At 70.7% G+C, this 16,799-nt stretch carries 13 protein-coding genes; 4 read left to right on the top strand and 9 right to left on the bottom strand.

Going from position 1 to position 16,799, the window contains the following annotated elements; genetic code table 11:
• Window positions 1-75 precede the first annotated feature (75 nt).
• Together H563_RS14280 and H563_RS14275 are read left to right on the top strand one after the other, a co-directional pair.
• On the top strand, window positions 76-1,581 hold the full coding sequence (locus H563_RS14280) for a permease (protein WP_022880612.1): 1,506 nt from the start codon (window positions 76-78) through the stop codon (window positions 1,579-1,581).
• Complete coding sequence (locus H563_RS14275) at window positions 1,581-1,985, top strand: ArsR/SmtB family transcription factor (RefSeq protein WP_022880611.1); 405 nt, start codon at window positions 1,581-1,583, stop codon at window positions 1,983-1,985. Before H563_RS14280 ends, H563_RS14275 begins: the two co-directional genes overlap by 1 nt.
• A gap of 19 nt (window positions 1,986-2,004) precedes the next feature.
• On the opposite strand, the gene H563_RS14270 is transcribed toward H563_RS14275, so the two are convergent.
• From H563_RS14270 to H563_RS0100190, 4 genes are all read right to left on the bottom strand, one after another.
• Window positions 2,005-3,699, bottom strand: coding sequence for an APC family permease (locus tag H563_RS14270; RefSeq protein ID WP_022880610.1), 1,695 nt, complete (start codon window positions 3,697-3,699; stop codon window positions 2,005-2,007).
• 162 nt (window positions 3,700-3,861) lie between these two features.
• Entirely contained in the window at window positions 3,862-4,890 is a 1,029-nt protein-coding gene (mgrA, locus tag H563_RS0100200) for an L-glyceraldehyde 3-phosphate reductase (protein WP_022880609.1), read from the bottom strand.
• Window positions 4,891-4,899: 9 nt separating this feature from the next.
• Window positions 4,900-5,769 (bottom strand): LLM class F420-dependent oxidoreductase, encoded by an 870-nt coding sequence (locus H563_RS0100195; RefSeq protein WP_022880608.1) that lies wholly within the window; start codon window positions 5,767-5,769, stop codon window positions 4,900-4,902.
• Between the two features lie 99 nt (window positions 5,770-5,868).
• Window positions 5,869-7,224 (bottom strand): HNH endonuclease, encoded by a 1,356-nt coding sequence (locus tag H563_RS0100190; protein WP_022880607.1) that lies wholly within the window; start codon window positions 7,222-7,224, stop codon window positions 5,869-5,871.
• A 136-nt stretch (window positions 7,225-7,360) separates the two neighbouring features.
• On the opposite strand from H563_RS0100190, the gene H563_RS18050 reads away from it, so the two are divergent.
• Window positions 7,361-7,756, top strand: coding sequence for a hypothetical protein (locus H563_RS18050; RefSeq protein WP_022880606.1), 396 nt, complete (start codon window positions 7,361-7,363; stop codon window positions 7,754-7,756).
• A 20-nt stretch (window positions 7,757-7,776) separates the two neighbouring features.
• On the opposite strand, the gene H563_RS0100180 is transcribed toward H563_RS18050, so the two are convergent.
• The 4 genes from H563_RS0100180 to H563_RS0100165 are packed head-to-tail and all read right to left on the bottom strand — an operon-like array spanning window position 7,777 to window position 13,721.
• Complete coding sequence (locus H563_RS0100180) at window positions 7,777-9,048, bottom strand: SufS family cysteine desulfurase (protein ID WP_027478914.1); 1,272 nt, start codon at window positions 9,046-9,048, stop codon at window positions 7,777-7,779.
• A 49-nt stretch (window positions 9,049-9,097) separates the two neighbouring features.
• Entirely contained in the window at window positions 9,098-10,027 is a 930-nt protein-coding gene (locus H563_RS0100175) for an aldo/keto reductase (protein WP_027478913.1), read from the bottom strand.
• Between the two features lie 53 nt (window positions 10,028-10,080).
• Window positions 10,081-11,538 (bottom strand): MFS transporter, encoded by a 1,458-nt coding sequence (locus H563_RS0100170; protein WP_033209082.1) that lies wholly within the window; start codon window positions 11,536-11,538, stop codon window positions 10,081-10,083.
• Window positions 11,539-11,579: 41 nt separating this feature from the next.
• Window positions 11,580-13,721: a catalase gene (locus H563_RS0100165; RefSeq protein ID WP_022880604.1), complete on the bottom strand. Its 2,142-nt coding sequence runs from the start codon at window positions 13,719-13,721 to the stop codon at window positions 11,580-11,582.
• A gap of 115 nt (window positions 13,722-13,836) precedes the next feature.
• Between H563_RS0100165 and H563_RS0100160 the strand changes: the two genes are divergently transcribed.
• Window positions 13,837-14,802, top strand: a complete 966-nt coding sequence (locus H563_RS0100160; protein WP_022880603.1) for a TIGR03557 family F420-dependent LLM class oxidoreductase — start codon at window positions 13,837-13,839, stop codon at window positions 14,800-14,802.
• A gap of 204 nt (window positions 14,803-15,006) precedes the next feature.
• On the opposite strand, the gene H563_RS14265 is transcribed toward H563_RS0100160, so the two are convergent.
• A complete protein-coding gene (locus H563_RS14265) occupies window positions 15,007-16,728 on the bottom strand; it encodes a GMC oxidoreductase (protein ID WP_022880602.1) in 1,722 nt (573 codons plus the stop codon).
• Window positions 16,729-16,799 lie beyond the last annotated feature (71 nt).

Raw genomic sequence — 16,799 nt, 5'->3', positions numbered from 1 at the left:
CGAGGCGGGAATGAGAGCGCACGCCACGCGTTAGGATATCCGTACGGTTTTACGGATATTCTCGGAGGCGACGCGATGCACTTCCTCTCCATGCTCGGCGAGAGCCTCTGGAGCGGCTTCTCGATGTTCTGGGAGACGCTGTGGGCGCTCGTGCTCGGCTTCGCGCTCTCGGGCGCCGTGCAGGCGTTCGTCTCGCGCGAGCGCATGCAGCGCTCCCTCGGCGACCACCGGCCGAAGACCATCGCCAAGGCGTCCCTGTGGGGCGTCGTGAGCTCCTCGTGCTCGTACGCCGCGTCGGCGCTCGCGAAGACGCTCTTCTCGCGCGGCGCCGACTTCTCCACGAGCCTCGTCTTCATGATCGCGAGCACCAATCTCGTGGTCGAGCTGGGGCTCGTGCTCTGGCTGCTGATGGGCTGGCAGTTCGCGCTGGCCGAGTTCGTGGGCGGGGCGATCATGATCGCCCTGATCGGATGGCTCGGCCCGCGGTTCCTGCCCGACCCGGTCGCCCACGAGGCGCGCGAGCGGGCGTCGTCGGGCGCCGGGGGCGGGCACGAGCACATGCACGGCGGGCACGACCACGAGCACATGCACGGCGAGACGGACGGGCACGACGAGGAGCCGCTGGCACGACGCATCCGATCGCGCCGCGGCTGGTCGGACGCCGCGGCATACATGATCAGCGACCTGACCATGCTGCGCAAAGAGCTCGTGATCGGATTCCTCGTCGCGGGGATCCTCGCGGTGTTCGTGCCGACGGCGGTGTGGCAGTCGGTGTTCGTCACCGGGCACGGGTTCTGGTCGAGCCTCGAGAACGTCCTCGTGGGTCCGTTCCTGGCGATGATCGCGTTCGTCTGCTCGGTCGGCAACGTGCCGCTGGCGGCGACGCTGTGGCACGGCGGAGCGAGCTTCGGCGGCGTCGTCGCCTTCGTCTTCGCCGACCTGATCACCGTGCCGCTGCTGCTCATCTACCGCCGCTATTACGGCGGCCGGGTGACCCTGCGCATCCTGGGGCTGTTCTGGCTGAGCATGAGCGCGGCGGGGCTCGCCGTCGAGTACCTGTTCCGCCTCGTGCGGCTGCCCGAGCCGAGTCACGACGTGACGATGGAGATGCGGCACATCTCGTGGAACTACACCACCTGGCTCGACATCGCCGCCCTGGCCGTCTTCGCCCTGCTCTACTGGCTGTACCGCACCCGCGGAGCCAGCGAGCGGTACGCGAAAGACCCCGTATGCGGCATGCAGGTGGAGGTCGCCCACGCCCCGGCCAGCCGCACGCGCGACGGCCGCACGTACTACTTCTGCTCGGATCGGTGCGCTGCGCGCTTCGACCGGGAACACCGAGGGGCCGCACACGACGGCCAGGAACACGACCAGGAAGGACACCAGCACATGCACGAGCACGGCAACGAGGCATCCGTCGACGGCGCCACCGCGATCGACCCGGTCTGCAAGATGACCGTCGACATCGCGACGGCCCCCGCCAGCGCCGAGCACGAGGGCCGCACCTACTACTTCTGCAACCCCGGCTGCCGCACCGCGTTCCTCGCAAACCCGGAGGCGTTCCTCACGGAGTCCCGCTGATGGCCGACCACGCGCACCCGGTCGACCCGGAGCGCGTCGCGCACGCGCGCGCCCGCGTGCCGAGTGCGGAGGAGACCGGCCGCCTGGCGGGCCTGCTGTCGGTGATGGCCGACCCGGTGCGGCTGCGCATCGTGTTCGCGCTCGACGAGAGCGAGGAGCTGTGCGTCGGCGACCTCGCGCTCGCCCTGGACATCTCGGAGGACTCGGCCAGCTACGCCCTCCGGCTGCTGCGGGCGGCGGGGCTCGTCGTCGTGCGCAAGGAGGGGCGCATCGTCTACAACCGGCTCGCCGACGACTTCCCCGAGCCGCTGCGCGACTACTGCTTCCGGCAGCTCATCGAACTGAGCGGGCGCGACAATGACGCCGCGCCCGCTCCCGCCCGCTCACACACGGGCCATCACTAGTCGTCCCTAGTCGTCCGGATCAGTGGCCGACGGGCTCGCCCAGCTCGGCCGTCTCCTGCTCGGCGTGCGCCGCCGTCTCCTCCGCCATCTGCAGGATGGCGTCGGTGGAGACGGAGGTGTTCACCGCCCAGTAGTAGATCACCAGGCTGAAGATCGCGGTCACGATCATGTCCCAGCCGAAGGGCAGCACGTCGGGGCCCGCGACCTTGCCGTCCGCGTCGGTGTTCCAGTCGCTCAGGAACACGATCAGGCCGAGGCCGATCAGGTACGGGAACAGCCACTGCGCCGACTTCCAGTTGAAGTGCACCGGCGTCGAGTTGAGGCGGAACACGCGGTTCAGCACGATGATCGCCATGCCGATGGCGATGCAGACGCCGAGCTTCCAGTCGGTCGACCAGCCGGTCCACAGGATGATCCAGTTCGACACGATGAACGCGATGGGCGCGAACACCTGGCCGCCGGGCAGCTTGAACGGCCGGTCGGCGTTCGGGATGCGCTTGCGGAACGCGCCGAAGGCGAGCGGCGCGCCGGCGTACATGAGCACGGATGCACTCGTGATCAGGCTCACCAGCGACTGCCAGCTCGGGAACGGCAGGAAGCAGACGCAGCCGAAGATCCACGCGATGATCAGGCCGAACCACGGCACGCCGCGGCCCGTCGTCTTCTCGAACAGGCGCGGGAAGTATCCGTTCTTGGACAGGCCGTACGACACGCGCGAGGTGGCGGTGAAGTAGATGAGGCCGGTGCCGCCGGGCGAGATGACCGCGTCGACGTAGAGCACGATCGCGAGCCAGGTGACGCCCGCGGCGGTCGCGACGAGGGCGAACGGCCCGCTGGCGTACTGCGTGGCGGTCGCGGCCCAGGTGGACAGCAGGTGGTCGCCGGGGATCGCGCCGATGAAGACGAGCTGCAGCGCCAGGTAGATGACCAGGCCGATGAGCACCGAGCCGATCACGGCGCGCGGGATGTCGCGCTTCGGGTTGCTCGACTCCCCCGCCAGCTGGTCGGCCTGCTCGAAGCCGAGCAGTGCGAAGACGATGCCCGCGGTGGGCAGCGCCGACAGCACGCCCTTGAAACCGGCCGGGGCGAAGCTCTCGCCGGCGCCGAAGTTGCTGCCGTGGAAGCTGAAGATCGCCAGCACGAAGATCGCGAGCACCGGGACGCCGATCTTCCACCAGGTGGCGGCGCTGTTGGTGTTGGCCAGCACGCGCACCGAGAAGAAGTTGATGGCGGTGAACACGGCCATGATGATGATCGCGACGACGATGCCGGAGCCGGTCAGGATCTCCGTCTTCGGATCCTGCCAGTGCGCGCCGAAGCTCCAGCCCTCCGTGCGGGCCAGCGACTGCCAGTAGCCCATCATCGCCATGACCTCGATGGGCGAGACGGTGACGGCCTGCAGCCAGGAGAACCAGCCGAACGAGCCGCCGACGACGCCGCCGAAGGCGAGGTGGGGGAAGCGGGCCGTGCCGCCCGCGATCGGGTACATGCCGCCGAGCTCGGCGTGCACGAGTGCGAGAACGAGGATCGCGGCGGCGCCGATGATCCACGAGATGATGGCAGCGGGGCCGGCGGCGGCGAGGCCCTTCTCGGCCCCGTACAGCCAGCCCGATCCGATGATCGAGCCGGCAGAGGCCCACATCAGTCCGATGAATCCGATCTGCCGCTTCAGCCCCGTGTCCGGCAGCGTGAGCGATTTCTCAGTCGTTGTCATACGTGGTGTCTTTCCTCCGAAATGGCACCCCCTTGACGGGGCTACCGGGACACGTTGCCAGAGTCGATACGTTCGGTCAATTCACGGCAACCGTGTCGTGGTGGATCCATAACCTCGTGTTATACGCACGAAACACACGGCGGTCCCGCTCACGCGGCAGTCTCACTTCACGGCGCTGGAGCGCTCCCACTTGTTGAGGCTCGAGTCGACCGCGTAGCGATCGATCTCGGCGAGCTCGTCCTCGTCGAACCCGGGGCTCTGCACGGCCGCGAGGTTGTCTTCGAGCTGCCGCACGCTCGATGCGCCGACGAGGGCGGAGGTGATGCGCTCGTCGCGCAGCACCCAGGAGAGGGCGAGCTGCGCGAGGGTCTGGCCCCGGCGCGCCGCGATCTCGTTCAGCGCCCGCACTCGGCCGAGCACCTCGTCGGTGATCATCTCCGGGCTCATCGACACCTTCCGCGCCGCGCGGGAATCCTCCGGAACGCCGTTCAGGTACTTGTCGGTGAGCAGGCCCTGCGCGAGGGGCGAGAAGGCGATGACGCCGAGGCCGAGCTCGGCGGTGACGTCGAGCAGACCGCCCTCGATCCAGCGGTTGAACATCGAGTAGGACGGCTGGTGGATGAGGGTGGGCGTGCCCAGCTCCTTCAGGATCGCCACGGCCTCCCTGGTGCGCTCGGGCGAGTAGCTGGAGATGCCGGCGTAGAGCGCCTTGCCGCTGCGCACCGCTTGGTCGAGCGCGCCCATCGTCTCCTCGAGCGGCGTGTCGGGGTCGGCGCGGTGGGAGTAAAAGATGTCGACGTAGTCGAGGCGCATCCGTGACAGCGACCGGTCGAGGCTCGAGAGCAGGTACTTGCGGCTGCCCCACTCGCCGTATGGCCCCTCCCACATGCGGTAGCCGGCCTTGGTCGAGATGACCAGCTCGTCTCGGTAGGGCAGGAAGTCCTCGTGCAGGATGCGGCCGAAGTTCGTCTCGGCGCTGCCCGCGGGCGGGCCGTAGTTGTTGGCCAGGTCGAAGTGGGTGACGCCGAGATCGAAGGCGCGGCGCAGGATCGCCCGCTGCCGTTTGATGGGCGCCGCGTCGCCGAAGTTCTGCCACAGGCCCAGCGAGATCGCGGGAAGCTGCAGGCCGCTGCGGCCGGTGCGCCGGTAGGGCATGGATGAGTAGCGGTTCTCGGCGGCGAGGTAGGTCACGTTCTCACTCTACGGATGACTCAGCCCGAGGTCGGCGGCCAGCTCGGCGAACGCCGCAGCCCGGTCGTCGCCGTCGGCGACGATGAGCTGCACCGCGACGTGGTCGGCGCCGTGGTGCAGGTGCTGGTCGACGCGCGCCTTGATCGCCGCGGCGTCGCCGGAGACGACGAGGTCGTCGATGAGGCGGTCGCTGCCCGGGCTCTCGAGGTCGTCGTCGCCGTACCCCAGCCGACGCAGGTTATTGAGGTAGTTGCGCAGGCCGAGGTAGGGACGGTCGACGGTGGGGCGGCCGAGGTCGCGGGCCTCGGCGGGGTCGGTGCGCAGCACGACGCGCTGCTCGGTGGCCAGCAGCTTGGCCGGCCCGAGGATGTCGCGGGCGCCCTCGTTGAAGGACGGGGTCACGAGATACGGATGCGCGCCGGCGGCGCGGTCGCGCGCCAGCTCGAGCATCCGTGGCCCGAGCGCGGCGAGCACGCGGCGGCTCGCCGGCACGCCCTCGGCGTCGAGCACGTCGAGGTACTCGACGGTCGCGGCGTAGGGCTTGCGCGCCTGCTGCCCCTGGGTCTCGGGGTGGCCCGCGCCGATGCCGAGCAGCAGGCGCCCGGGGTGCGCCGCCTCGACACGGTGGTAGGCGGCGGCGAGCTCGCGGGGGTCGGCCGTCCAGATGTTGGCGATGGCGGTCGCCACGGTGATCGTGCTCGTGTTGGCGATGAGGGACTCGACGTGCCGCAGGTCGGCGGCGGGCGAGTGGCCGACCCAGATGGCGCCGAAGCCCAGGTTCTCGAGGTGGTACGCGGGCTCGGGGGTCAGCGGCGGGCGGCCCTGCCACACGCCGTAGCGCCCGATTTCGGGAGTGGTCTCTTCGCGGTCGTCGCTCATACTCTCCTTGTCCCCCGGGCTGGCGCGGGTATTCGCTCTCTTCCTTCGTCTCGCCGCGTCCCCTTCTGCGCAGCGCCCCGCACCCTCGCACGGTCGCCGCTACTCCGTCTTGTCGAACGGGGCCGGTTGCAACGGGGCGAACGGGGCCGGGTCGGGCGGGCCGGGCTCCGCGAGCACTTCGAGCTCGTCGTCGGGGTGGGTGCGGTAGATGCGGCCCGTGGGCGAGCGCCAGCTCAGCACGCCATCGGCGTACTGCCGCAGACCCCAGCCTGCCTCGTGTTTCAGGTGGTGGTGGTTGGCGCACAGGTGTGCCAGGTTCCACCGCGCGGTCGTGCCGCCGCCGGCGTAGGCCACGGTGTGGTCGATCTCGGTGCGCGAGAGCGGCGCCGAGCAGGATGGCCCGCGGCAGTGCCCGTCGCGCAGCCGGATGACCCGCTTCAGCTCGGCCGGGATGCGGTAGCTGCGCCGGTCGAAGTCGACGACGGCGCTCGAGATCGGATCGGTGAGGACCCTGATGAGGCTCGGGGCCGCCGCGACCAGTCGGCGGGCCGCCGCCGGGTCGATCACCCCGTGACCCTGCACCACGGCGGGCTTCTCGTCGGCGCCGGCGAGCGTCTCGGCGGGGATCAGCACCGTGACGGCGACCGGCGCGCGGTCGCGCAGAGATGCCGCAGCGTTCTCGGAGGGTGCGCCGATCGTCACTTCGCCGTCGGCGAGCACGTCGACCAGCAGGTCGGCCTCGAGCTGGGCGCCGGTGCGGGTGTCGCCGTGCGAACGGGCCTCGGCGGCGGCGTTCTCGAGGCCGGTCTTGATCACGACGGCGTCGGCGGCGTCGATGAGCGCCTCGAGGCGGGCCATGCCGTCGCGCGCGGGGGTGAGTGCGACGTGCCGCCGCGCGAAGGCCCGCTCGTGCCGCGTCGCCAGCGACTCGGGCTCGAGCCTCTCGAGCACGCGCGCCGCCTTGCGGCGGAAGGCGGCGACGCTCAGTTCCTTCGCCCAGGGCAGCAGCGCCGCCTCCGCCTCGCCGCGGTGAGGCAGGTGGTCGGTCTCGGAGACCATCGCTTGGGCGTGCGCTCGCGACAGCTCCCCGCGCGACAGGGCGGCGAAGGTCGCCGGAAGGCGGTTCACGAGCACCCACGCGTCGTTCATGCGGGCCTCGATGGTCGGCAGCGACGAGTGCGTCGACGCCGCCAGCTCGGTCGCGAGCGAGCGGATGTGCAGCCGCGCCCTGCGGTCGCTCTCGGTGTCGGGGTCGTCGAACTCCGCCTCGAGCTCGGCCGCCTCGCCCTGCGCCTGCAGGATCAGGTCGGCCATGATGCGCGCCTCCTCGGCCTCGAGCGCCGCGATCTGCGCCCGGATCTCGACCACGCGCGAGATCTGACGCGCCTCCCACTCCCGCGAGAGCGCGAACGCCGAGTTCTCGACGTCGAGCTCGAAGGGGTCTGCCGTGGTCATGGCTTCATCAGAACATTGACCACTGACATTGACGGAGCGCATGTGCATAAGTGCGCGGCGCGCGGCGCTGGCCATCCGGCAGGCGACGGGCGGCATAATCCGCTTATGACAGATCCGCGCCATCCCGGTGCGCCGGATGATTGACGACATCATCGACGCTGTCGTCACCGCCTTCGCAGGAGAAGCCGTCGACAGCGCAATCCGCAAGCGCCGGGAACGCAAGGCGAGGGAGGCCGGACGGGTGCGTGGCGCCGTACGCGCATTGAATGGCGAGGCCCACGGGATCTCGTCGCGGTGGGAGGTCATCGAATTCGAGCCCGGTCCACAAGTGCTGATCTGGGGACGGGTCCGCCTCGACGTCGCATCCGTTCACCGTCGAACCGAGCGGACGAAGTTATCGGAGCAGCCGCCGCTCGGCTCAGACGCCGTCATCCTGGTGCTGAGCACCCCGACCGGCGTCGTGGAGTGCGCGGTTCCGCGCGAGGATGCCCAACCGGTCGCCGCTCGCCTCGGATTCCCTGTCGACAGCTGACCCGGAAGTCCGGCCCCGCGTCACACCCGGAAGTAGGCGCGGATCCCTTCCGCCGCGTCGAGGAACGCGTCGACGTCGTCGGCCGTGTTGTAGAGGTAGACGCTCGCCCGCACGCTCGCGGTGAGGCTGAGCCGGCGGTGCAGCGGCTGGGCGCAGTGATGGCCCACCCGCACCGCGATGCCGCGGTCGTCGAGGTACTGGCCGGCGTCGTGCGCGTGCACGCCCTCCACGTCGAACGAGACCAGACCGGCGCGCTCGACTCCGGCGCCGGGGCCGATCAGACGCAGTCCGGGAATGCCCGAGAGACCCTCGTAGAGCCGCTGCGCGAGCTCCTCCTCGTGGGCGTGCACCGCCGCCATGCCGGCATCCGTCAGATAGCCGACCGCGGCGCCGAACGCGACCGCCTGCGACACCGGCTGCGTGCCCGCCTCGAAGCGCTGCGGGGCAGGCAGGAACTCGGCGCCCTCCATCGTGACGGTCGTGATCATCGAGCCGCCGGTGCGGGCCGGCGGCAGGGCGTTCAGCAGCTCGCGGCGGCCGTAGAGCACGCCGAGGCCGTTGGGCCCGAGCATCTTGTGGGCGCTGAACGCGGCGAAGTCGACGCCGAGCGCGTGCAGGTCGAGCGGGCGGTGCGGGGCCGACTGGCACGCGTCCAGCACGGTGAGCGCGCCGACGGATGCCGCGAGCGCCACCACCTCGGAGACGGGGGCGACGAACCCCGTGACGTTCGACACGTGCGCGAACGCGATCAGCCGGGTGCGCTCGGTCACGACGGCGCGGAGGGCGTCGAGGGTCCACAGGCCGTCGTCGTCGACGGGCACGTAGCGCAGCGCCGCGCCGGTGCGGGCGGCGAGCTCCTGCCAGGGGATGAGGTTCGCGTGGTGCTCCGCCTCGGTGACGACGAGCTCGTCGCCGGGGCCGAGGGCGAAGCGGCGGGCCGCCTCTCCCCCACGACCGAGCGAGGCGGCGCCGAGGGCGAAGGCGATCGTGTTGAGCGCATCCGTCGCGCCCGACTGCCAGGCGATCTCGTCGACGTCCGCGCCCACGAAGCGCGCCACCGCCTCGCGCGCCTGCTCGAACTCCTCGGTCGCCTCGGCGGCGAGGGTGTGGGCGCCGCGGTGCACGGCGGCGTTGCGGCGTTCCAAGAAGTCCTGTTCCGCCTCGAGCACGACGTTGGGCCGCTGCGCGGTCGCCGCCGAGTCGAGGTAGACGAGCGGATGCCCGTTCACCGAGCGGTCGAGGAGGGGGAAGTCCGCTCGCAGATCGGCGAGCGGCGTCGTCACGGGAGCCACGAGGATCAACGCTAAGCCCGCCTGGTGCGAGGCGTCTGGATGTTACGGCTCAGGGGACGAGATACCCCGCCGCCGTGAACAGGCGGTACCACTCCTCGCGGGTGAGCGGGAGGTCGCTGCCGGCCGCCGCCTCGCGCACGCGCTCGGGCTTCGTCGTGCCGAGCACGACCTGGAAGTCCGCGGGGTGTCGGGTGATCCAGGCGACGGCGATCGCGGTCGGGGTGACCTCGTACTTCGCGGCGAGCTCGTCGATCGCGTCGTTGAGCTCCGGGTACTCCTCGCGGTCGCCGAGGAAGACGCCGTTGAAGAACTGCTTCTGGAACGGCGACCACGCCTGCAGCGTCATGTCGTTCAGGCGCGAGTAGTCGAGCAGGCCGTTGTCGCGCGAGATCGACTGGTCGAGGCCCTGCATGTTGGAGGCGACGCCCGCGGCGATGAGCGGCGCGTGGGTGATCGACAGCTGCACCTGGTTGAACGGCAGCGGCTGCCTCACGTACTTCTTGAGCAGCTCGATCTGGCCGGGCGTGTGGTTCGAGACCCCGAAGCGGCGCACCTTGCCCGCGGACTCGAGCTCGTCGAACGCCGCCGCGACCTCCTCCGGCTCGACGAGGGCATCGGGGCGGTGCAGCAGCAGCACGTCGAGGTAGTCGGTGCGCAGCGCGGCAAGGGAGGCGTCGACCGACTCGAGGATGTGCTCCTTCGAGAAGTCGAAGTACCCCGGGCGGATGCCGGTCTTGGTCTGGATGACCACCTCCTCGCGCTCCGACGGGGACAGCCGGATGGCGTCGCCGAAGCGCTGCTCGCAGTAGTGCGGCTTCCCGCCGTACACGTCGGCGTGGTCGAAGAAGTCGATGCCCACCTCGCGCGCGGCGGCGAACAGGGCACGGATCTCCTCGTCGGAGAGCTCCGTGATGCGCATCAGCCCCAGGATGAGGTTGGAGACGGTCAGGTCGGTCTGGGGCAGGGAGAGCTTCTTCACCCCTCCATCCTGGCCCCCCGCCTGGCCCGCATGACCGACGCCGAGCCGCCGGGCTACTTCACGACCCGGTGGGCCAGGGTGATCGGGGCCGACACGGTCTCGAGGGATCGGCGCTCGGCATCCGTGCCGAAGATGATCGCGACGATGCCGCCGACGATCATGATGCCGGCGCCGAGGAAGTACCCGACGGTGAGCGGCCCGCGCGCCGAGCCGTCGCCGACCATCGCCGCGTAGACGGTGGGGGCGATGGAGCCGAAGATCTGCGCGACCGAGAAGAAGTACGAGATCGCCTGGCTGCGGATCTCGAGCGGGAAGGTCTCGCTGACCGTGAGGTAGGCGCTCGAGGCGCCCGCCGACGCGAAGAAGAACGCGACGCACCAGAAGATCGTCTGCGTGACGGCGCTGAGGGCCCCGGCCTGGAAAAGGATGGCCGAGACCGCGAGCACGAGACCCGAGAGCACGTACGTCGCGAAGATCATCTTCCGGCGCCCGATCGTGTCGAACAGGGGCCCGAGCACGAGCGGGCCGATCAGGTTGCCGATCGCGAAGGGGAAGAAGAAGTACGGCACCGTGTCGCGGGGGATGTCGTAGAAGTTCTGCAGCACGAGCGCGTAGGTGAAGAAGATCGCGTTGTACAGGAACGACTGCGTGATCATCATCGCCGCGCCGGTGATCGTGCGCTTCGGATACTCCTTGAACAGCACCCGGCCGATCACGCGCAGCGGCACGAACTCGATGGGCTTCAGATCGATCGCCTCCGAGTCCGACACCGGGGTGAGCTCGCCGCTCTCGGAGCGCACCCGCTGCTCGATGTCGTCGATCGTCGCGTCGGCCTCGTGGCCGCGGCCGTGGGTGACCAGCCACCTGGGGCTCTCGGGGATGTGGCGCCTGAGGTAGATGATGATCAGGCCGATCACCGGGCCGATCCAGAAGCCGATGCGCCAGCTCCAGTCCTGATCCATCAGGTTCGCGTCGTACAGGGGCAGGCTCGCCGCGGCGCCGAGCGCCGCACCGCCCCAGTAGGTGCCGTTGATGGCGATGTCGACGCGGCCCCGGTACTTCGACGGGATGAGCTCGTCGATGGCGGAGTTGATCGCCGCGTACTCGCCGCCGATGCCGGCCCCGGCGACGAAGCGGAAGATCAGCAGGAACCAGTAGGAGAACGAGAAACCGGCGATGCCGCTGCCGACCAGGTAGATCGCGAGCGTCAGGATGAACAGCCGCTTGCGGCCGAGCCGGTCGGAGAGCCAGCCGAAGTAGAGCGAGCCGACGACCTGGCCGACGAGGTAGACGGTGCCGACGACGCCGACTTCCGCGCTGGACAGGTGCAGGGTGTCGGCGTATCCGTTCGACGCGACGATCTGGATCTCGAGCCCGTCGAGGATCCAGGAGATGCCGAGCCCGAAGATGACCGACCAGTGGAAGCGGGTCCACGGCAGCCGGTCCACCCGGGCCGGCACCAGGCTGCGAACGGTCCCGTCATCCCCCACCTGCTGCGACGCCGTCGTCATCGAAGACCTCCCTCGCTCTCCACTGCGTCCTTCCCCTTCATTCAGTGTTGCACCAGCTCGCGCTCCCACACCCGGTGCGCCGGCAGCAGCGCGAGCACTCCGGCCACGGCGGCGTCGGCGTCGCCGACGACCACGCCGGGCGCCTGCTCCGGGATCCCGGCCGCGCCGAGCAGCGGCTGCGCCTCCTCGGCGAGGGCGATCGCCTTGCCGTGCCGGAACGCCTCCCGCAGCAGCTCGAGCACCTGCTGCGTCACCGCGGGCGCGAGCACCACGAGCGCGTCGAGTTCGACGCTGGTGGCGGTGTGGAAGCTGCGCTGCACGGGGACGCCGGCGACCGTGCCGCCGTGCGGCGCGACGACCACGGGGGTGACGCCCTGCGCGTGCAGCGCCTGACGGGCGGAGCCGAGTTGCGAGGCATCCGTCTCGTCGTCGACGACGATGCCGACCATGCGCCCGTCGATCGGCCAGGTCGCGTCGTTCACCATGCGCAGCGCGGGGCTGGGGTCGACGTCGGGGACCTGCTCGGTGGGCTCGGGCGCGGGCAGGCCCAGCGCGTCGGCGACGGCCGCGCACAGCTCGCGGTCGATGTTCGCCAGCGCCTGCAGCTGGCGCTCCTTGATGGTCTGCTCGTAGCACTTGCCGAGCTCGAACGCGTAGGCCTGCTGCACGTGCATCCGCTCCACCTCGCTCAGCGAGCGGTAGAACATGCGCGGCTGCGAGAAGTGGTCGTCGAAGCTCGCGGGCTGCTCTCGGGTGACCACGTCCTCCGGGATGTGCTGCGGCACGTCGACGAAGGCGCCCTGCTCGAGCATCGCCGGGAACGGGCAGCCGCCGTCGAGCGAGTTCGGGTGGTAGGGGGCGACGCCCGAGTGCACCGCGGTCTGGTGCATGCCGTCGCGCAGCATGTCGTTCACCTCGGCGTGCGGGCGGTTGATCGGCAGCTGCGCGAAGTTGGGGCCGCCGAGCCGGGTGATCTGCGTGTCGAGGTAGGAGAACAGCCGGCCCTGCAGCAGCGGGTCGCTCGTCACGTCGATGCCGGGCACGAGGTGGCCGGGGTGGAAGGCGACCTGCTCCGTCTCCTCGAAGTAGTTGCTCGGGTTGCGGTCGAGGGTCATGGTGCCGATGAGCTGCACCGGCGCGAGCTCCTCCGGCACGATCTTGGTCGGGTCGAGCAGGTCGATGCCGGCGAACATCTGGTCCTCCGTGTCGGGGAACACCTGGATGCCGAAGTCCCACTGCGGGTACGCGCCCGCCTCGATCGCGTCGGCCAGGTCGCGACGGTGGAAGTCGGGGTCCTTCCCGGCCAGCAGCTGCGCCTCCTCCCAGGTGGTGCCGTGCACGCCGAGCCGCGGCTTCCAGTGGAACTTCACCAGGCTCGTCACGCCCTCCTCGTTGATCAGCCGGAAGGTGTGGATGCCGAAGCCCTGCATCATCCGGTACGAGCGCGGCAGGGCGCGGTCGGACATGTTCCAGATCGTGTGGTGCTGCGCCTCGGTGTGCAGCGAGACGAAGTCCCAGAAGGTGTCGTGCGCCGACTGCGCCTGCGGGATCTCGCGGTCGGGGTGCGGCTTGGCGGCGTGGATGATGTCGGGGAATTTGATCGCGTCCTGGATGAAGAACACCGGGATGTTGTTGCCGACCAGGTCGTAGACGCCCTCGCTCGTGTAGAACTTCGTCGCGAAGCCGCGGGTGTCGCGCGCCGTGTCGGCCGAGCCGCGCGAGCCGAGCACGGTCGAGAACCGCACGAAGGTGTCGGTGACGGCGCCGGCCTTGAGGAACGCGGCCTTCGTGTACGGCTCGGCGGCCCCGTTGGCCTCGAAGTGCCCGTGCGCGGCCGCGCCGCGGGCGTGCACGACCCGCTCGGGGATGCGCTCGTGGTCGAAGTGGGTGATCTTCTCGCGTAGGTGGTGGTCCTGCAGCAGCACGGGGCCGCGCCGCCCCGCCTTGAGCGAGTGGTCGGTGTCGCGCAGGCGCGCGCCCTGCGCCGTGGTCAGGTGGGCGCCCTGCTGGGCGACGGATGCCGGGGGCAGCCCGCTCGCCGCACCCGTCGGCGTGCGCGTCTGCGGCCCGGACTGGTCCGGCTTCGGCGGCAGCGGCTCGCGAGGCTCCGTCGGCTCGGCGAACGCCGGTTCCTCCGACGAGGGGGCGCCGGGGATGTCGATCGGCTCGTCGTTCGATGCCATGGTTCCTCCTCCTGGTGGGGTGGGTATCTCCTCGTTGCGTGGGTTCCCCCGCCCGCGGCGGCGCTAACGGGACACGCCGGTGCGGGGTGCAGATCGAGCAGAGGAGGATGCGGCAATGCGATACGGCTACAAGCTCATGGCCGAGGGGTTCGGCCCCGCCGAGCTGGTGCGCCAGGCGGTGCGCGCCGAGGAGGCCGGCTTCGACTTCGTCGAGATCAGCGACCACTACCACCCGTGGCTCGAGTCGCAGGGGCACTCGCCGTTCGCCTGGACGGTGCTCGGCGCGATCGCCGCGAAGACCGAACGGCTGGGCCTCGCCACCGGCGTGACCTGCCCGTCGATGCGCTACCACCCGGCGATCATCGCCCAGGCCGCCGCGACCCTGCAGCTGGTGTCGGACGGCCGGTTCACGCTCGGGCTCGGCGCGGGCGAGAGCCTGAACGAGCACATCGTCGGCCCGGTGCCCTCGGCCCGGGTGCGGCATGAGCGGCTGCGCGAGGCGATCGAGATCATCCGGCTGCTCTGGCGGGGCGGCTACCACAGCTATGACGGCCGGCACCTGCAGCTCCACGACGCCCGCGTCTTCGACCTGCCCGAGAGGCTGCCGGAGATCGCGGTCGCGGTCAGCGGCGAGGCATCCGTGCGCCTGGCCGCCGAACTCGCCGACGGGCTGTTCGCGGTCGAGCCGCGCCGCGAGCTCGTGGCCGGCTTCCGCGAGCGCGGCGGGAACGGACCGCTGTTCGCCGAGGTGCCGCTCGCGTGGGGTCCGAGCGAGGAGGAGGCGGTCGAGGCCGCCTTCACGAACGCGAAGTGGGCGCTGTCGGGGTGGAAGGTGATGAGCGAGCTGCCGAACCCGGTGAACTTCGAGGCCGCGTCGGGCACCGTGCGACCGGAGGACGTCGCGCAGCAGTTCGCCTGCGGACCGGACCCGCAGAAGCACCTGCAGGCGATCGCCACCTACGCCGAGGCGGGCTTCGACCACCTCGTGCTGCAGAACGCGGGAGACGACCCCGACGGGTTCATCGACTTCTTCGCCCGGGAGCTGAAGCCGCAGCTCGCCGCCGTGCCGGCGGGCGCCTGAACACCGGACGGCGCGGGCGCGGGGCGCGCGAGCATCTTCGAAGCACCCCCCGCTTCGAAGACGTGCGCTCGCGCCGTGCGACCGATGGCCGAGGGGCCGGCGACCACTCCGTTGTGATCACGCCGTCGTTCCGCGTCGGGTCTCGCGCAATCCCCCGGATCCTCGTTGATCCGCCGATCACTCTGCTCCGCGGCCGGCACAGCGTCAAGTAACGGTTCGGCCAAGATCTCCGCCCGAGCCGGCCGGCTGCGGGTCGAGCCGCAGATACCCCGTCCCCTGCGGCGGGCGCCGGTCGGTTTCGCCGCGCGCGGGCCACAGCGAGAACGCCCGCTCGGCCTGGGCGGTGATGGTGAGCGCCGGGTTCACGCCGAGGTTCGCCGAGACGGTCGATCCGTCGACGATGTGCAGGCCGGGGTACCCCCAGACGCGGTGATAGGGGTCGACGACGCCGCGGCTCGGGTGGTCGGAGATCACCGCGCCGCCGAGGAAGTGCGCGGTCAGCGGCACCCCGAAGAGCTCGAGCCAGGTGCCGCGGGGCAGCGCGGGCACGCCGGTCTCGGCGGTCAGCTGCTCGGCCATCGCCTGCGTCGCCCGGTGCGCCTGCGGCAGGTACGTGGGGTTCGCCTCGCCGTCGCCCTGCCTGCTGGTCAGCCGCACCCGCCCGAACAGCCCGCGCCTGGCCGAGACGGTGAGCGAGTTGTCGAGGCTCTGCATGACGAGCGCGATGATGCCGCGCCGGGTCGCCCCGAACGGCACGCTCGCGCGCAGTTCGGTGATCGGATGCCGCAACCAGCGCCGCGCCAGGTACCCGAGCCTCTTCCCCACGGGACCGCCGCCCGGGGCGAGCGCCGTGACGAGCAGCATCAGCGCGTCGGAGCCCTTGCCGTAGCGCACGTTCTGCACGTGGGTGACCTCGTCGACGTACTGGCTCGTGGTGATCGCGACGCCCTCGGTGAGGTCCGCGTCGGGCACGCGCACGGCGATCGCGCCGTCGAGGGCCTCGGAGTTGGTGCGCGTCAGCTTCCCCAGCGCGTCGGAGAGGCCGGGCAGCTCGCCGCGCTCCTTGAGCGTGTGCAGCAGCCGCTGGGTGCCCCAGGCGCCTGCGGCGAACACCACCTGCTCGGCGGTGACGGTGCGGCGGTCTGCGGCACCGGGCCAGGCGCCCGACCGCCGCGTGGTGACCGCGTAGCCGCCGCCGGGCAGCGGGCGCACCGAGGTCACGGTGCGCAGCGGCTCGATCACGGCACCGCGGCGCTCGGCGAGCCACAGGTAGTTCTTCACCAGGGTGTTCTTGGCGCCGACGCGGCAGCCGACCATGCAGTTGCCGCAGAGCGTGCAGCTGGTGCGCGCGGGGCCCTCGCCGCCGAAGAACGGGTCGGGCGAGGTGACCCCTCGCGTCTCGGCGCCCTCGGGGCCGAAGTACACGCCGACGGGCGTCGGCCGGAAGGTGTGCGGCACCCCGAGCTGCACCGAGACGCGGCGCATCACCCGCTCGGCCGCGCCCTCGTAGGGGTAGCGCTCGACCGTGCCGAGCATCCGCTTGGCGGTCTCGTAGTGCGGCGCGAGCTCGGCCCGCCAATCGGTGATGCCGCCCCACTGCGGGTCGCGGAAGAACGCCTCGCCCGGCACGTACTGCACGTTGGCGTAGTTGAGCGAGCCGCCGCCGACGCCCGCGCCGGCGAGCAGCAGCACGTCGGGCAGCTTGTGGATGCGCTGCGGCCCGAAGCATCCGATCGCCGGCGCCCACAGGTAGCGGCGCAGATCCCAGCTGGTCGTGGCGAACTCGTCGTCGGCGAAGCGGCGGCCCGCCTCGTAGACGAGCACGTCGTAGCCCTTCTCGACCAGCCGCAGCGCGGCGACCGATCCCCCGAATCCCGACCCGACGACCACGACGTCGTGGTCGAACGCGGACGAGTGACGGCCCATCGCATCCCCCTTCGATCCTCGTCGATCCCGGCGCCATACTACTGACCCGCAGTCAATAGCGCGATGCATCA

Source organism: Gryllotalpicola ginsengisoli DSM 22003, assembly GCF_000419445.1.
Classification (GTDB): domain Bacteria; phylum Actinomycetota; class Actinomycetes; order Actinomycetales; family Microbacteriaceae; genus Gryllotalpicola; species Gryllotalpicola ginsengisoli.
The sequence above is the reverse complement of the archived record's forward strand: the minus strand, read 5'-3'. Positions and strand labels throughout refer to the sequence as shown.